The following is a 15,151-nucleotide window of genomic DNA, read 5'->3' as shown; positions in this document are numbered from 1 at the left end:
TGTCTCAGTATGTTTATTTCATTTTATTGTTTTCGTCCCAGTGAGCAATTTTTTCTGTAATAAGTTTTAATCTTATATGTTATAGTTGATAAAATTGTAGATGAGATAGGAAAATCAAGAACAATTGTATACCTAATTATGTAAAAGGCTATAGAACACTTAGCAGGTATGGTAAATGGGGATTGATTTAACCTTACCACAGAGACTAGTGCGTATAGGGTGACCTAGGCTTCATATTTGCCCCTGCTTCGCTTTATTTTGAGGTAGATGACTAAAACACCACGGATAAACTACAAGCCCTTAGAAACGATTCTTGGGGCTTTTGTGAGGTCATAAGCTTATAAACCACGTTACAGAGAAATTAGGCGATAAAGAGCTGATAGACCTATATAAAGTGAAATTGGGTAACCAGATAGATGCCCTCAAGGCTTGGATAGATAACCATCCATTTCTTTACCGTGAAGGGAAACGCGAGAAGTATCACGAAGATCCGTTGAGCTTTGCTAAAGAGGAAGTTAAGCAGAGAGAAAAAATCAGAAGGTTGCATCAGAATATAGTGAGATAAGAAGATTATTAGGTGAGTACGCTCCATTATCACTAGAAAAACATCGAAATATAAGGTATAATGATTTGGAAGGAATTAGGCACGATTATGGTAAATAATTTTTTTAAAACTTTAGAAGACTTCAGAGAAGGCGTAGAAAACGGTGAAGAGTTTAATCTAAAGCTAAACGGAATTGAGTATTACATTGGGTATTTTGGTGATGATAATGTAATCTCTGAACCTTTTGGTGTCAATGAACAAAAATTTTCTAGTTTTGATGAATTGTTAGATATTGATTTACACGGAACTACCTTAAGAGATAGCTGGATGCTATTGACTGCATAACTTTAGCAGAAGGCCCCGTTTTTATGTGATATATTGGTAAATAAAAAGAAGCATGACTCTCCCACAGCTATAGAGCTTTTGGGCGGGAAAACCATGCTTCTTTCTTGACTTAATTATACATCATCTTGATTTTAAAATCAAATAGAGGTGTCCCACCTCCTACCGCAGAATGAACTGTTTCAAGGGGAGATGGAAAACCTCTATTTACTATCTAAATTATAACTCACAATGTGCTTTTTTTCAAGAAAGGGTAACAGAGTAGCAAACCAGCTACTTATTGGAATGACAATAAAGCCTCTGCCATCTTCAATAAGGGTGAGGTATCAAACTTTTCCAATGGTGAGGTTTTGGTAAGGTACAAGAGTTATGGTAAAATTGAGGAAGAACAACGAGTACAAAGTAAAGAACTAGAACAAAGGTATCATTGTTTTAGAAATGAATTTAAGAGAGGGGTAATATAATGGAATTATCAGAGGCTCTTTCTCAGATTGACTCTTTAGGTCTGGATGAAAAACCTATAGATTTTTCAAAGTTTACTGATGAGCAATTACTGAGAACCAGTATTACGCTCGACTTACTTTCTTTAGAAGAAGCTGAAGCATTTGAATTAGAACTAGCTAAGCGACAACTTACAGAGAGATATTTTTTAATGAGAAAACCTAAAACTGATTCTTAGTACCATCTAGGCGCTTTCACCTTCAAAGACACTATGGGAAAGGAGAACGTAAATGAGTAAGCAACTTTGGAACTACCTACGCTCAAGAGTTCAGGTAGTTAGTAGGGATGGAAAAATTATCAAAGGACTTGTCACAGATTTTGTAGATGAGATGGATAATGATGAGCAAGATGAAATCACTATCCTCATTAACAATCCTGGTCCTGATGAACCAACTGAGATTTCTCTCTTTGAGAGTGAGATCATCTCAATTAAAGCGATCTCATAGCGCTTAGAACAATCTAGGTCTTAGACAGAAAAGTAAAATAAAAAGCACCTATGACAGGTGCAATTTACTTGTTTACTGAACACATCAATTTAATTAACCTTTTAGTTACCCTTTGTGTTTTCTCTACTTATTTATGAAATGAACTTTGGTAGAAAACAGGGCAAAAAACAGAGCAGGCTTAGGCCTGTTTTTATATACCTTTTAATGGGAAGATAACAAAATGTTATCTTTTCCTATTTATAATCTCTTAATTCCCCTGTTTTATACTGTTCAACCAATTCCCAGAGATTATGAGTAGTTAAATCTGGTACAAAAATAAATTACTTTTTTAATGTACTCATAAATTAGCCCTTCGTCACTTATCAATTTCCCCCAGCTCTCTCAACCGTTCCTGCCCTATCTTCAACATCTCTTTTTCCACCTTGTTCCATTTTCCAAATAAGTATTCGTGTAGAACTTCTGCTGCTGAGGTTTCATCTACTTGCGAATCATAAACACACGATTGATCTCTTTGAAAAATTTGAATTTGATTAAAAATTTTGTCATTTTCTAACTCTCGTAAGTTATCAACTAAATGTTCTACAATTCCATCATGGTGCTCTTTGGGAGTCGCTCTTGCTTGACTAGGATCTATGGCGTAGAGCTCCTCATAACGTATCAAGGTACTGAGATAAGACAATTCTGGCTTGGTCGCAATTAGTGCAAGTGAGACTTGATATCCTCTAGTTGCCAATAATTGGGCCGTTTTTCGGGGAACTTCTGTTGTTCTCAAGGTACCCTCGATTAACAAATGATAACCTTTTTTACTCAATTCATCTACAAGATATTCAACCATTTGGCCCGCAAATACTTTGGTATAATCCACACTATCTTTTCCATGCTTTTCCTGTAAGCCAAGGTAGTTCGGATGAAAAGAGCGATAACTATCTCCATCAATGATAATGATATTGCCTTGAAATTCCCTTTGTTTCACACGATGAATCGTTGTCTTACCAGCACCACTCTGTCCACCGAGCAAAATTGCTTTAGGCTGAGATGAGGTTGATTTCCCACGAGTTAAAGAACGGACAAGTCGATTGGAGGCTTTAATAAAGTCATCCTGACTAAATTTATCTAATTTCATTAAGCCACCACTAGATGACTAGCTTGTTCTAGCATACGTTCAATGCCATCCAAATAGCCATTATATCGCTCCACATCCTCAAAAGTTGCAACAAGATAAATCTTCGTGTTAATCAAATCAGAAAGATCATCGCTCATTAGTACCCAAGGATTAGAAGTATCGTCAAATGCAATTCCTTGTTCATCTTGAAAACGATAAAGTTGCGCTAAGATATTCGCTCCTCGTTCCTTTATCAATTCTATTTTTAATGTTAACTGATAATCTTCAACTGGTGTGAGCATTTTTTCCTCCCCTACGATATCGATATAAGAAACATTAAATTTTTTGCAGATACGATCGATTAATTCTGTTGAAACTGAACTTGTCCCATTTTCATAACGACTCAGACTATTTCTAGAGATACCAACAATCTTTGCAAACTCAGGTTGCGTTAATTTATGTGTTTTACGTAACGTTTTTATATTTTCTCCAATCATGTAACTCCTCCTTTTATTTATTTCTATTATAGCACAAAAAATAAAAACGCACCAAAAATGGTGCATTTTCATTCAACTCTAGCTGAATGAAATAATTTATCTGTTACATTGTTGCCAAACCAATCATCTAATACAATGGCTTTATCAAATAATCTATCTTATCTATTTTAAAGACAAATTTACCACAAAAACACACTGAAATACTCGTCCCAGTGTGTTTATTTTATTTTAGGATAACTTCATCAAAAAACACCTGATAAAAGCCAATATAGCTCTACTTCAGGTGTTTTGTTTTTATTAATTTATCTTACTGTTCTTTTGATTTTCTAGCGCTTGTAGCCAATCCAAAACCTGCGAGCATAATACCTAGACCCAAAAGAGTTTGGTTACTAGAATCATTGCTTCCTGTTTCAGGAAGTTTAGCCGGTTCTGGTTTGTAAGCAGTAGGTGCTGGTTTAGGAGTTTCTTTCTGCTCCAAAACTGGCACAGTTGCACGACGTTCCAAGTAGAATTGGTAGCTGTCTTTTGTTACCTTGTACTGACGTCCCTCACTGACTGTTTCCACAATCCATGAAGCTGCATCCTTAGTTAAAGAGTCAGCCAAGTTACGATCAATATCCATTAAACGTCCCTCAGACACAAAATCTTTATAGTTTCGTTGATTATACAAGGTTGTCGCTACGATTCTATCAATACCAGCTTTTTTCAGAGTTGTTAATGTCTCAGCGATAGATGGAATTGACGGATCTTCTTTCATCCTAGCATCTGTTAACAACACCACAAACTTTTTATTTTTTGGTGACTTAGACCAGTCATAAGTAGAAACAATCTTTGTGAGAGCAGGAGTTGCTGTTTCAGGAGAATCTCCCCCATGTGCAATCTTAATTTTTTCTAAAGCTTTTTCAAGTTCAACTGGATTTGTTGTAAAATAAGTCTCACCAAATTTCGTTAGAATTGTATCTTCGTCAGTTTTTCCTAATCGACGTCCGTATACTTCATCACTATATGTAGCTAATCCAAAACGTGCCGCTACTCCATCTTTGGCAAGATTTCTTGCAAACTCATTGACATTTTTACGAACAGTATTAATAGTTCCTCCCATAGATCCTGAACGGTCAACCACGAAAACAATATCAGATGCTCCTGCTTTTTTAACAGTTGGTGGTGTTTTAGTTATTTCCACAGTTGTTGTCTTGTCTACTCGTTCGTACTGAGTATAAGAATTTCCATCTTTATCCTTAGCAACTACAGTATTCTCTTTTGTCGTAGTTACAGGCTCTGGAATTTTTTCCACTTTTTCTGGAGCAATTTCAGTTTTAGTTACCTCAGCTACAGAGGTTTCAATATGGACTTTCTGATTGCCTTCTTGACTTTCTTTTACTTCGACAGCAGATTCTTTCTTTGAGACATCAATCAAATCCCCAGCTTTTGCTTCAGTTTCTTTGACAATAGGTCTTGATTTTTCAGTTGCAATTTCTGCTTTAGCCTCCTCAATAGGCGATTTGACTTCTTCAACTACTTTTGGTGCCTCAGTTACCTTAGTAATTTCACTTGAAGAGACTTTACTAGTTTCATCAGCAGAAACTTGTCCAAGTTGTGCAAAAGCAAAGAGGATAGCCACAGATGCCAATCCAACTTTCATTTTACGAAACGAAAAACGTTCTTGCTTAAACATTCCTTTTGCCATAATAACCTCTTTTCTTTAACAGATTTAATATTTTTTTATAATCTGTTTTTTTCTAGAATAACATAAATTAAGAATGTTTTCAAATATTTTCTGGAATCAAAGTATTGATTATAAATCCTATAGCATCAGTCTCTATGACGATTTCTTGTTTGCTGTCCAAATTAATTAACGTTTTTTGCTTATACTATCTTAGGCTTTAAGAGTCAAAAAAACAGTAAAACCACTGGTTCTACTGTTTCATGTTTAAAATGTTTGACGTTTAGCCTTACGTTCTGCACGTCCACGGGCACGACTTTCTGCGCGTTTGGTTTTACGGCGTTTTTCATCGACCGCCCACTGAATTTTCTTCTTATAGCCTGGTTTGACTTTTTTCTTTTTCTTTTTGACCAGCCCAATCATTTCGATATCCAGTTTTTCCTGTTTCTTCTCACGATTGACACGACGGTCACGGTCATAAGTGTCTTGGAATTCTCCATCTTTAACCACCTTAGGTACAAACTTAATTCCTAATTTCTCTAACTCACGAATATCAGAGTCATCGCTTGGCTGATAAAGGGTAATGGCTGTACCTGGTAGACCATTACGTCCAGTTCGTCCGACACGGTGAACAAAGAAGGACAAGTCTTGTGGAATGGCATCATTGATAACGTGGCTGACACCTTCAATATCAATCCCACGCGCAGCCAGGTCAGTTGCTACGATATACTCAAAATCAAGGTTCTTCACCTGATTCATAATCCGTTTACGTTCACGAGGAGCAATATCTCCATGAATCTTAGCTACTTTTAAGCCTTGTGCAGTCAGGTAAGCATGCAATTCATCTGCACGTGTTTTTGTATTGACAAAAATCATGGCGAGATACGGCTGCATGACTTGAGTCAACTCATAAATCTGAGCATTCTTGTCACGACCCTTGGTCGAAATCAACCAGTTGTCAATGGTATCAGAGATAACTGTCTTAGTTTTGATTTTCTCCATGACAGGATTTGACAAGTATTTCTTCAAAAATGGTTGTAGTTTTTGTGGGATAGTCGCTGAAAAGACCATAAACTGCAAGTCCTTAGGAAGACTTCCTGCAATCTTATCAACCGTCTCCAAGAATCCCATATCCAAGGTCATGTCCGCTTCATCGACTACAAAGGTCTTAGCTTTGTGAATGGCTAGGTCACCAGACTTGACCAAGTCATAAATACGACCTGGAGTTCCGATTACGATATGTGGTTGATTACTTGCTAATTTGTCAATCTGACGGGCCTTGTCTGTACCACCAACATAGTTGGCAACACGAATCTCAACATCTGAATGTGATGCGATCTGACGAGCAGCTTGGTAAATCTGAGTCGCTAATTCACGACTTGGAGCTGTAATAACCGCCTGCACACTATCACTTTCCTCGTCCAATTGTTGGAAAATCGGTAACAAGAAAGTATGAGTCTTACCTGAACCTGTTTTTGATTCACCAACCAAGTCACGACCTGCCAGGACAATAGGAATTAACTTTTCCTGAACCTCGGTAGGAGTCGTAAATTTCAACTCCTCCAAGGCTTTTTCTATATAATTTTTAAATTTAAATTGTGTAAATGACATAATTTCCTCGATTCTATCTATCTACTCATTATACCATAATTTAGTCTATTACAGGGGATGGATTTCCGTCAAGAATAATACCATGAACATTTTAACAACCAAGCATACATGAGAAACACTCCTAGTTACCCTGAACAAGGAGTGTTATAGGATTAATTGAGCTTCCACTCGTCTCTTAGCCAATCACAAAAATGATGATAACGTTCCTTAAGAGCTTCATGATGCCCATAAGCATCAAATGTGCAATAAGTCGAAGGCACTTTCTCTGAAATCAGATCATGTAAATCTCTTGCAAAAATAGGAGTCTTAGACAGACGATTGGAATGATTGGCACCTTCTGTCTGACCATTTAGCAGATAAATCAGGTTTTGGCTCTGTATCAAGTCATATTCCCTGCAAAATTCTGTAAAATCAGGATACCAGAAGGAACCACAGATAGAAAAGATACAGGTCGCAGGAAGATAACTACTATAGAGACTATAGACGGCAGCAAGACCACCCAGTGAATAACCACCATAAGCAATTCTACTTTCATCAATCAAGTAGTCTTTCTTTAGAATTTTTAAAATTCCTTGAAATAGCTTCTGATGGTATTGGTCTACCTTTCCACCAAAGTCTGGTGCCCCTTCTTTCAAAGCATCAGACTGCCAAGGTGTAAAGTCATCCAGACGATTTTCTGGAATCAAACCCACCAAAATCACAGATTGGGATAGGGCTGTTAAATAATCCAGTTCCCCATCGTTTAAGAGCACAACTGGGTAGGCTTGTTGAGGATCATAGTTTGAAGGAAGACTGACCCTAACTCGAATCCCTTCCCAGTTAAACTCCTTATTTCTTGATAAAGTCATTGATTTTTTCAAGGGAATCAATCACTGCAGGACCGTAATCCATCAACTCATCGTAAGAGATAGTCATGATTTTTTGATTCTTGATTGCTGGTACATTTTCCAAAACAGCATTTGCCTTCATCAAATCCACTGCTTTTTCATCTAACTTTTGATTACGATCGCTAGTTACATAGATAATCAACTCTGGATCCATTGATACTAGATTTTCCAGGGTCAAGCCAGAAGTTCCTGTTGCGACATTGGTATAACCAAGTTGGTTGAGCAAACTTTCTTGTAGGGCTGACTTGTAGGCACCAAAGGTTTCATCATTGTAGGCCACCATAATCAAAGCCTTTTTCTTTTCACCCTGTGTTTCTGGGTTTGCTTTTTTAACCGCATCGATTTTAGCTTGCAATTGCTCTGCGTATTGGTTGGCCTTGTCTTGGACATTGAAAATAGTACCAAGATTTTTCACGTCTTCTACGATATTTCCTAAATCCTGTTGGATATTTGATAGTGAGGCTTTTTGCGTATAAACTGGGATTTTATTTTCATTCCAAGCGCTAATCGTTCCCATTGACTTTTCAGAGAACATCATGTTACGTCCCATCAAAGCGTCTGGTTCATAAGAAAGAACTGTTTCTTGTGAGACTGATTTCTTATCCCCAATGTGAGGGATAGCTTCAATGGCATCCTTGTATTTACCAGTTACGGCATTATCAGGATTGAGCATACCAGCAATTTTATCCTTCAAACCGAGTTCAAGTAGGATTTCAGTTGTTGAAAGGTTGTTGGTAATGACCTTTTCAGGGGCCTTTTCAAAAACTTGTTCGACTTCATTTCCTTTAGCATCATAGGTTTTGATAGTCACAGGATAGCTGGTTTCTGTAGTAGCTTTTTGACTAGCTTCTGTTGTAGCTGGTGCAGTTGCTGTTTTTTTAGATGTGTTGCTACAAGCCGCCAAAGATAAGGTAGCTACTGTTACGAGCAAAATACTGAGTGATTTTTTCATGTTAATTTCCTTTAAATTTTATAAATAGTGAATCATGGCTTGCTGATCTTCTGTCCAAGTAACCTTACTTTGGACACCATAGACAGCCTGCAAAGACTCAGGAGTGATGGTCTCCTTTGGTGTACCTTGGTAAACTATCTCCCCCTCTTTCATCAGATAGAGATAGTCTGAATAGCGACAAGCTAGCTGAATATCATGCAAGACGGCTAACACATTGATCTGGAGATTTTTGACAATGCTCAACAAGTCCAGCTGGTACTTGATATCTAGATGATTGGTCGGTTCGTCTAAGAGCAAGAGTGAAGGTTCTTGAGCTAAGGCGCGTGCTAACAAAACTCGCTGTCTCTCTCCTCCTGATAGAGAAGAGTAAAGGCGATTTCTCTTTTCGAACATATCTACCTTGGCTAGAGCATCCTCAACCAAGTCAAAGTCTTTTTCTTTTTCCTTTTGTAAGAAAGAGAGATGAGGAGTTCTGCCCAGCATGACAATCTCCTCAACCGTACATTCAAACTGAAGTTGATTAAACTGCGTGATAACTGCCATCTGCTTTGCCGTTTCTTTGACGCTCATTTGGTCTAGAGGCTTCCCATCTAAAGAAATCAAGCCCTGATTCGGCTTTTCCTGTCGATAGAAGAGTTTCAGTAGGCTAGTTTTCCCACTTCCATTTGGTCCCAAAATAGTATGAAATTGGTTTCCCTCAAGTTTAAGTGAGACTCCTTTGAGAATCTTTTTTTCTCCGATTCCAAAGTGAATATCCTGACACATTAAGTCCATATCAGACTCTCACCTCCCTTCGTCTACTTGCAACCATGTAGATAAAGAAAGGTGCACCTACTAGGGCCGTGAAAATTCCAATCGGAAGTTCAGCATTTTGAATCAAAACGCGAGCAAAGACATCTGCCCAGACGACAAAGAGGGCGCCTAGTAAGGTTGCAATCGGAAAAAGCCTTTTGTAGTTTGTACCTACCAAACTTCTCGCCAAATGCGGTGTAATCAAACCGACAAAACCGATAATCCCACAAGTCGAAACTAGGACTGCCGTCATCACAGCCACAATCGTCACATAGAGATACCAGTAAAAACGCAAGGGAATTCCCAAGGTCAAAGCCGCCTCATCTCCCATCATCATGGCATTAAAAACACGATATTGGGTAGAGAAAAATAAAAAGGCGATTCCCACGACTATAGTTGGTAAGGTTAAGTGTCCCCAAGAGGTTCCCGCTAAAGAACCCATGGTCCAAAACTTGATAGTCATAACGCTATCAGCATTGGCCCCAATAGAGATAATAAAGTTTGAAAAAGCCAAAAATAGTGCATTGACAACCGTCCCTGATAAAATGAGGCTAGAAGTTGTCATCCTGCCCTGCATAGACGCAATGAGAAGAACTGCAACTGTTGCTAAAATCGCTCCGAGGAAAGAACCTAGACCAATCATAACTTTAAATCCAAGAATAATACTCAAAGTTGCTCCAAAAGTTGCCCCGGCTGAAATTCCTAATACATAGGGCTCTGCTATTGGATTGTTGACAGTTGACTGCATGACACTACCACACATGGAAAGTCCTGCACCCACAATCAAAGCAAGAAAAACCCGTGGCAATCTCATATTCCAAACAATAGCAAACGTAGACTTTGAAATGTCTCCTATCTCAAAAGGAGCCCCTAACTGACTCAAAATTATCCGATAGGTATCACTCAAACTAATTTGAACAGACCCCATAGAAACTGCCAGAAACAGAGAAATCCCCAAAGCTCCTAACAGGATAGCTAGTAAAAAACAATATCTCAGGTTTTGATGGCTTCCAGAAAATTTGGAAAGCATGAAACCCTCCTTTAACAAAAATTAAAAATTTAGACAATTTTCATAATTAGTATACCACATTTCTAAATCAGGAACAAGACTAGAAAAATATAGAAAAAAACCTCTGAAGTCAGAGAGCTTATTTGAGCGCGGGCTAAAATCCTAGTGAAAAAGATGAAACTCTTTGTGTTCATCGAACACTGTGTCCTTTCCCTATTTTCATACGGATTTTTAAGACCCTTAGCATCATGATTCTTGCTGGATAAAACGTTTGTAGACTAAGTGGCAAGCCGAAGATTGTACAAAAATGTTAGTGAAACAAAAAATCTCCCCGAAGGGAGATCATTCTGGTTTATTTTACCTTACAGTGCTAGGAACCATAACCGAAGATTATACTTGAGTATATCGAGGTAAGGTGACAAAAATAAAAAGCTACCCAATTAGAGTAGCTTCATTATCAAGATATGCTCAATTGAACACGGCCTAAGCACTTGGCAAAAAATAAAAGCCCTCTGAAGTCAGAGAGCTAATTTGAGCTCGGGCTAAAATCCTAGTGAAAAAGATGAAACTCCTTGTGTTCATCGAACACTGTGTCCTTTCCCTATTTTCATACGGATTTTTAACGCCCTTAGCATCATGATTCTTGCTAGATAAAACGTTTATAGACTAGACGGCAAGCCGAAGATTGTACAAAAATGTTAGTGAAACAAAAAATCTCCCCGAAGGGAGATCATTCTGGTTTACTTTACCTTACAGTGCTAGGAATCGTAACCGAAGATTATACTTGAGTATATCGAGGTAAGGTGACAACAATAAAAAGCTACTCAACTAGAGTAGCCTTATTTTCAAGATGTGCTCAATTGAACACGGCCTAAGCACTTGGCAAAAAAGATAAAATCTCCTAGAAACTGAAGTTTCTTCGTCAATTTTCCTATTTTTGCTTTGTGCTTTTGACGGCCTTTGTATCTTGAATTAACGACGAAGTCCTAGAGAGTTGATCAACTCACGGTAACGGTTAACGTCGTTTTTACGCAAGTATGCAAGCAAGTTACGACGGCGACCGATTTTCTTCATCAATCCACGGTAAGTAGCGTGGTCTTTTTTGTGTTGTTTGATGTGTTCGTTAAGGTGGTTGATTTCCCAAGTAAGGACAGCAACTTGAACCTCTACTGAACCTGTATCACCTTCGTGACGTGCATATTGTGCAATGATTTCATTTTTTTTCTCTTTTGAGATTGCCATGATGTTTCTCCTTTTTATTTGGCTTCATCCGAGTGACAGGTTGGCATGCCTGTAACCAAGAAGAAGTTATTTGTCTTTACGACAGTTCTTATTCTACCAATAACTAAGTTCTTTGTCAACTGATTTACTATTCTTACCGCAAAAGTGCTATAATAGTTATAGGAAGGATATCTAAGGTGACAGCTTGAAAAGTGAGGTGATTACCATGCGTAAATTCTCGCAATATCTCCCCTACTATCTGGTCATATTTTTCTTTTATTGGCCACTTTATGAGTTGTTTTTATGGACTATTTCTGTCAACTCTACCTTAAAGGAGCTCTACATCAGCAACGTTATTATCTTCTCTCCACTGGTGACTTTCATAGTGTCACTATGCTACTCTTGTCGTTTCAAGTTCTCACTTTGGTGGTTACTGGGAATCGGATTGCTCTTTTGCTTTACCATCATTACTTTCGGAGAATTTATCCTTCTCTACTTCCTAGCCTATGAAATCTTTGCCCTCGTGGGTATGGCTGTCGGTGTAGCTATTAAGAATCTAGTGCAAAAACTGAAAAGGAAAAAACTTTCACAAAATCCTTGAAAAATCTCACAATCATGCTATAATAATGCATAGAGACAAGTCACTTAGACCCTTTCTACCAGAGAGTGCGTGGTTGCTGAGAACGCATAGGAAGACTATACTGATACTACTCTACTGACTTTTATGCAAACATAAAACGGTGGCCACGTTAGAGCCAATCAGAGGTGTCCCTCTTTTTTGAGGAACATAAATGAAGGTGGAACCACGTTGCGACGTCCTTTTTGGATGTCGCTTTTTTGTTTTTTTGATGAAGAAATCAAAAAGAGTTTCACTATAACTAAAATATTTAAAAGATTATAAGGAGAAAACCATGATTAAGATTACTTTCCCAGATGGCGCTGTTCGTGAATTCGAATCTGGCGTTACTACTTTTGAAATTGCCCAATCAATCAGCAATTCCCTAGCTAAAAAAGCTCTTGCTGGTAAATTCAACGGCAAACTCATTGATACGACTCGTGCCATCACTGAAGATGGAAGCATCGAAATCGTGACACCTGATCACGAAGATGCTCTTGACATCTTGCGTCACTCAGCTGCCCACTTGTTTGCTCAAGCAGCTCGTCGCCTTTTCCCAGACATTCACTTGGGTGTTGGTCCAGCTATCGAAGATGGATTCTACTACGATACAGACAATCAAGCGGGTCAAATCTCTAACGAAGACCTTCCTCGTATCGAAGAAGAAATGAAGAAAATCGTGAAGGAAAACTTCCCATCTATTCGTGAAGAAGTGACTAAAGATGAAGCGCGTGAAATCTTCAAAAACGACCCTTATAAATTGGAATTGATCGAAGAACACTCTGAGGACGAGGGTGGTTTGACCATCTACCGTCAGGGTGAATACGTGGACCTCTGCCGTGGACCTCACGTCCCCTCAACAGGCCGCATCCAAATCTTCCACCTTCTCAATGTAGCTGGTGCTTACTGGCGCGGAAATAGTGACAATGCTATGATGCAACGTATTTACGGTACAGCTTGGTTCGACAAGAAAGACTTGAAAAACTACCTTCAAATGCGTGAAGAAGCCAAAGAACGTGACCACCGTAAACTTGGTAAAGAGCTTGATCTCTTCATGATTTCTCAAGAAGTTGGTCAAGGTCTACCATTCTGGTTGCCAAATGGTGCGACAATCCGTCGTGAGTTAGAACGCTACATCGTCGATAAAGAGTTGGCTTCTGGCTATCAACACGTTTACACTCCACCACTTGCTTCTGTAGAGCTTTACAAGACTTCTGGTCACTGGGATCATTACCAAGAAGACATGTTCCCAACTATGGATATGGGAGATGGGGAAGAATTCGTCCTTCGCCCAATGAACTGTCCACACCACATCCAAGTCTTTAAACACCATGTTCACTCATACCGTGAATTGCCAATCCGTATCGCTGAAATCGGGATGATGCACCGCTATGAAAAATCTGGTGCCCTCACTGGTCTTCAACGTGTGCGTGAAATGTCTCTCAACGACGGTCACCTCTTTGTGACTCCAGAACAAATCCAAGAAGAATTCCAACGCGCTCTTCAGTTGATTATCGATGTTTATGAAGATTTCAACTTGAATGAATACCGTTTCCGCCTCTCTCTTCGTGACCCTCAAGATACTCACAAGTACTTTGATAACGATGAAATGTGGGAAAATGCCCAAACCATGCTTCGTGCTGCCCTTGATGAAATGGGCGTTGACTACTTTGAAGCTGAAGGTGAAGCTGCCTTCTATGGACCAAAATTGGATATCCAGGTTAAGACTGCCCTTGGAAAAGAAGAAACCCTCTCTACGATCCAGCTTGACTTCTTGCTTCCAGAACGCTTCGACCTTAAATACATCGGAGCTGATGGTGAAGAACATCGCCCAGTTATGATCCACCGTGGGGTTATCTCAACTATGGAACGCTTCACAGCGATCTTGATTGAAAACTACAAGGGTGCCTTCCCAACATGGCTTGCGCCACACCAAGTAACCCTCATCCCAGTATCTAACGAAAAACACGTGGACTACGCTTGGGAAGTAGCGAAGAAACTCCGTGACCGTGGTGTCCGTGCTGATGTGGATGAACGTAATGAGAAAATGCAATTCAAGATTCGTGCTTCACAAACTAGCAAGATTCCTTACCAATTGATCGTTGGTGACAAGGAAATGGAAGACGGAACTGTCAACGTTCGTCGCTATGGCCAAAAAGAAACAAACACTGTGTCAGTAGATGAGTTTGTAGCAGCTATCCTAGCCGATATCGCCAACAAATCACGTGTTGAAAAATAAATCGATCGCAGTCTGAGAAACATTTTTCAGTAAGAAAAAGCAACAACTATTTCAGTTGTTGCTTTTTATATTTTATTTAACCTGAGCTAGTAGTGATTGGTCAAACCACCACAAATGATATTCTCATCAACAATCCTTTCTATCCATTAACTTTTGGATATAGGATATCCTCCCAAGATTTGCTTCCATGAGTTAGATAAGTTGACTATCCTCAATCCTTGTCTGCCTCAATTTCTTTTACGAGATCGTTTTGTGAATCTTTTTCAGAGAGTTTTTGATCAATATACTTGTCAATGTTTTCATAAAATTCCTTGGTCGCTTCACTATCTAATGTTGGCGAGTTCTGAACTTGATTCACTTTCAATTGAACAGATTGAATACCGTAAGAGGCTTGTTTTTGGTGGAGTGTTTCTAATTCTTCTTCTGAAATCGGATCTCCAACAACCGTCAAGACCAATTCATTGTTACTTGACTTGTAGACTTGATTAATAACCGTATAATTGGCGAACTCTTTTCCTACAAACTGTTTGATCCCTTCTTTGCGCGCTTGTTCTATTGTCAGAGTAACTGCTGAATAGCTAGCTGGAAGAATCAACAATACAATCAAAGAAATCAAGCCAATTCTCATTTTAATGCTCAGCTCTTTAAATGAAGTTAAAGGAGATTTTCTCATCAAAATTCTTGTTCCAACAATGTTGGCTAGCATGATAAAGACACAGTTGATCAAGA

Annotated in this window: 14 protein-coding genes and 1 pseudogene; 5 read left to right on the top strand and 10 right to left on the bottom strand. The window is 38.7% G+C overall.

Going from position 1 to position 15,151, the window contains the following annotated elements; translation table 11 throughout:
• The first annotated feature begins 625 nt into the window (after positions 1 to 625).
• The 3 genes from AB2B47_RS00080 (at position 626) to AB2B47_RS00070 (ending at position 1,833) form a co-directional block, all read left to right on the top strand.
• Positions 626 to 889 carry a hypothetical protein gene (locus tag AB2B47_RS00080; RefSeq protein ID WP_320693348.1) on the top strand — a complete coding sequence of 88 codons (264 nt, stop codon included), beginning with the start codon at positions 626 to 628 and terminating at the stop codon, positions 887 to 889.
• 460 nt (positions 890 to 1,349) lie between these two features.
• Positions 1,350 to 1,565 (top strand): hypothetical protein, encoded by a 216-nt coding sequence (locus AB2B47_RS00075; RefSeq protein WP_320693347.1) that lies wholly within the window; start codon positions 1,350 to 1,352, stop codon positions 1,563 to 1,565.
• A gap of 52 nt (positions 1,566 to 1,617) precedes the next feature.
• Positions 1,618 to 1,833 carry a hypothetical protein gene (locus AB2B47_RS00070; protein WP_320693346.1) on the top strand — a complete coding sequence of 72 codons (216 nt, stop codon included), beginning with the start codon at positions 1,618 to 1,620 and terminating at the stop codon, positions 1,831 to 1,833.
• Between the two features lie 355 nt (positions 1,834 to 2,188).
• Here the strand turns inward: AB2B47_RS00070 and pezT are convergent, their stop codons facing one another.
• The 9 genes from pezT to rpsO form a co-directional block, all read right to left on the bottom strand.
• Entirely contained in the window at positions 2,189 to 2,956 is a 768-nt protein-coding gene (pezT, locus tag AB2B47_RS00065; protein WP_320693345.1) for a type II toxin-antitoxin system toxin PezT, read from the bottom strand.
• Positions 2,956 to 3,432, bottom strand: coding sequence for a type II toxin-antitoxin system antitoxin PezA (pezA, locus tag AB2B47_RS00060; RefSeq protein WP_320693344.1), 477 nt, complete (start codon positions 3,430 to 3,432; stop codon positions 2,956 to 2,958). The genes pezT and pezA overlap by 1 nt, the downstream gene beginning before the upstream one ends.
• Positions 3,433 to 3,739: 307 nt before the next feature.
• Entirely contained in the window at positions 3,740 to 5,119 is a 1,380-nt protein-coding gene (locus AB2B47_RS00055; RefSeq protein WP_320693343.1) for a VWA domain-containing protein, read from the bottom strand.
• A 243-nt stretch (positions 5,120 to 5,362) separates the two neighbouring features.
• Positions 5,363 to 6,706, bottom strand: a complete 1,344-nt coding sequence (locus AB2B47_RS00050) for a DEAD/DEAH box helicase (RefSeq protein ID WP_320693342.1) — start codon at positions 6,704 to 6,706, stop codon at positions 5,363 to 5,365.
• Positions 6,707 to 6,858: 152 nt separating this feature from the next.
• Positions 6,859 to 7,554 carry an alpha/beta hydrolase-fold protein gene (locus AB2B47_RS00045; protein ID WP_320693341.1) on the bottom strand — a complete coding sequence of 232 codons (696 nt, stop codon included), beginning with the start codon at positions 7,552 to 7,554 and terminating at the stop codon, positions 6,859 to 6,861.
• A complete protein-coding gene (locus AB2B47_RS00040) occupies positions 7,535 to 8,545 on the bottom strand; it encodes an ABC transporter substrate-binding protein (RefSeq protein WP_320693340.1) in 1,011 nt (336 codons plus the stop codon). The genes AB2B47_RS00045 and AB2B47_RS00040 overlap by 20 nt, the downstream gene beginning before the upstream one ends.
• Before the next feature lie 18 nt (positions 8,546 to 8,563).
• Positions 8,564 to 9,319 (bottom strand): ABC transporter ATP-binding protein, encoded by a 756-nt coding sequence (locus AB2B47_RS00035; RefSeq protein WP_320693339.1) that lies wholly within the window; start codon positions 9,317 to 9,319, stop codon positions 8,564 to 8,566.
• A gap of 1 nt (position 9,320) precedes the next feature.
• On the bottom strand, positions 9,321 to 10,367 hold the full coding sequence (locus AB2B47_RS00030) for a FecCD family ABC transporter permease (protein WP_006153184.1): 1,047 nt from the start codon (positions 10,365 to 10,367) through the stop codon (positions 9,321 to 9,323).
• Positions 10,368 to 11,318: 951 nt separating this feature from the next.
• Positions 11,319 to 11,588, bottom strand: coding sequence for a 30S ribosomal protein S15 (rpsO, locus tag AB2B47_RS00025; protein WP_001018251.1), 270 nt, complete (start codon positions 11,586 to 11,588; stop codon positions 11,319 to 11,321).
• A gap of 205 nt (positions 11,589 to 11,793) precedes the next feature.
• Here rpsO and AB2B47_RS00020 point away from each other — a divergent pair, with 205 nt between their 5' ends.
• Entirely contained in the window at positions 11,794 to 12,168 is a 375-nt protein-coding gene (locus AB2B47_RS00020) for a hypothetical protein (RefSeq protein WP_025170405.1), read from the top strand.
• Between the two features lie 310 nt (positions 12,169 to 12,478).
• A complete protein-coding gene (gene thrS / locus AB2B47_RS00010; protein WP_320693338.1) occupies positions 12,479 to 14,422 on the top strand; it encodes a threonine--tRNA ligase in 1,944 nt (647 codons plus the stop codon).
• Between the two features lie 211 nt (positions 14,423 to 14,633).
• Here the strand turns inward: thrS and AB2B47_RS00005 are convergent.
• Positions 14,634 to 15,151: pseudogene (locus AB2B47_RS00005) on the bottom strand (TIGR00341 family protein); the annotation flags it as partial.

It is taken from the genome of Streptococcus wuxiensis, assembly GCF_040888245.1.
GTDB lineage: Bacteria > Bacillota > Bacilli > Lactobacillales > Streptococcaceae > Streptococcus > Streptococcus wuxiensis.
This window is presented reverse-complemented; position numbering and strand designations above follow the sequence as displayed.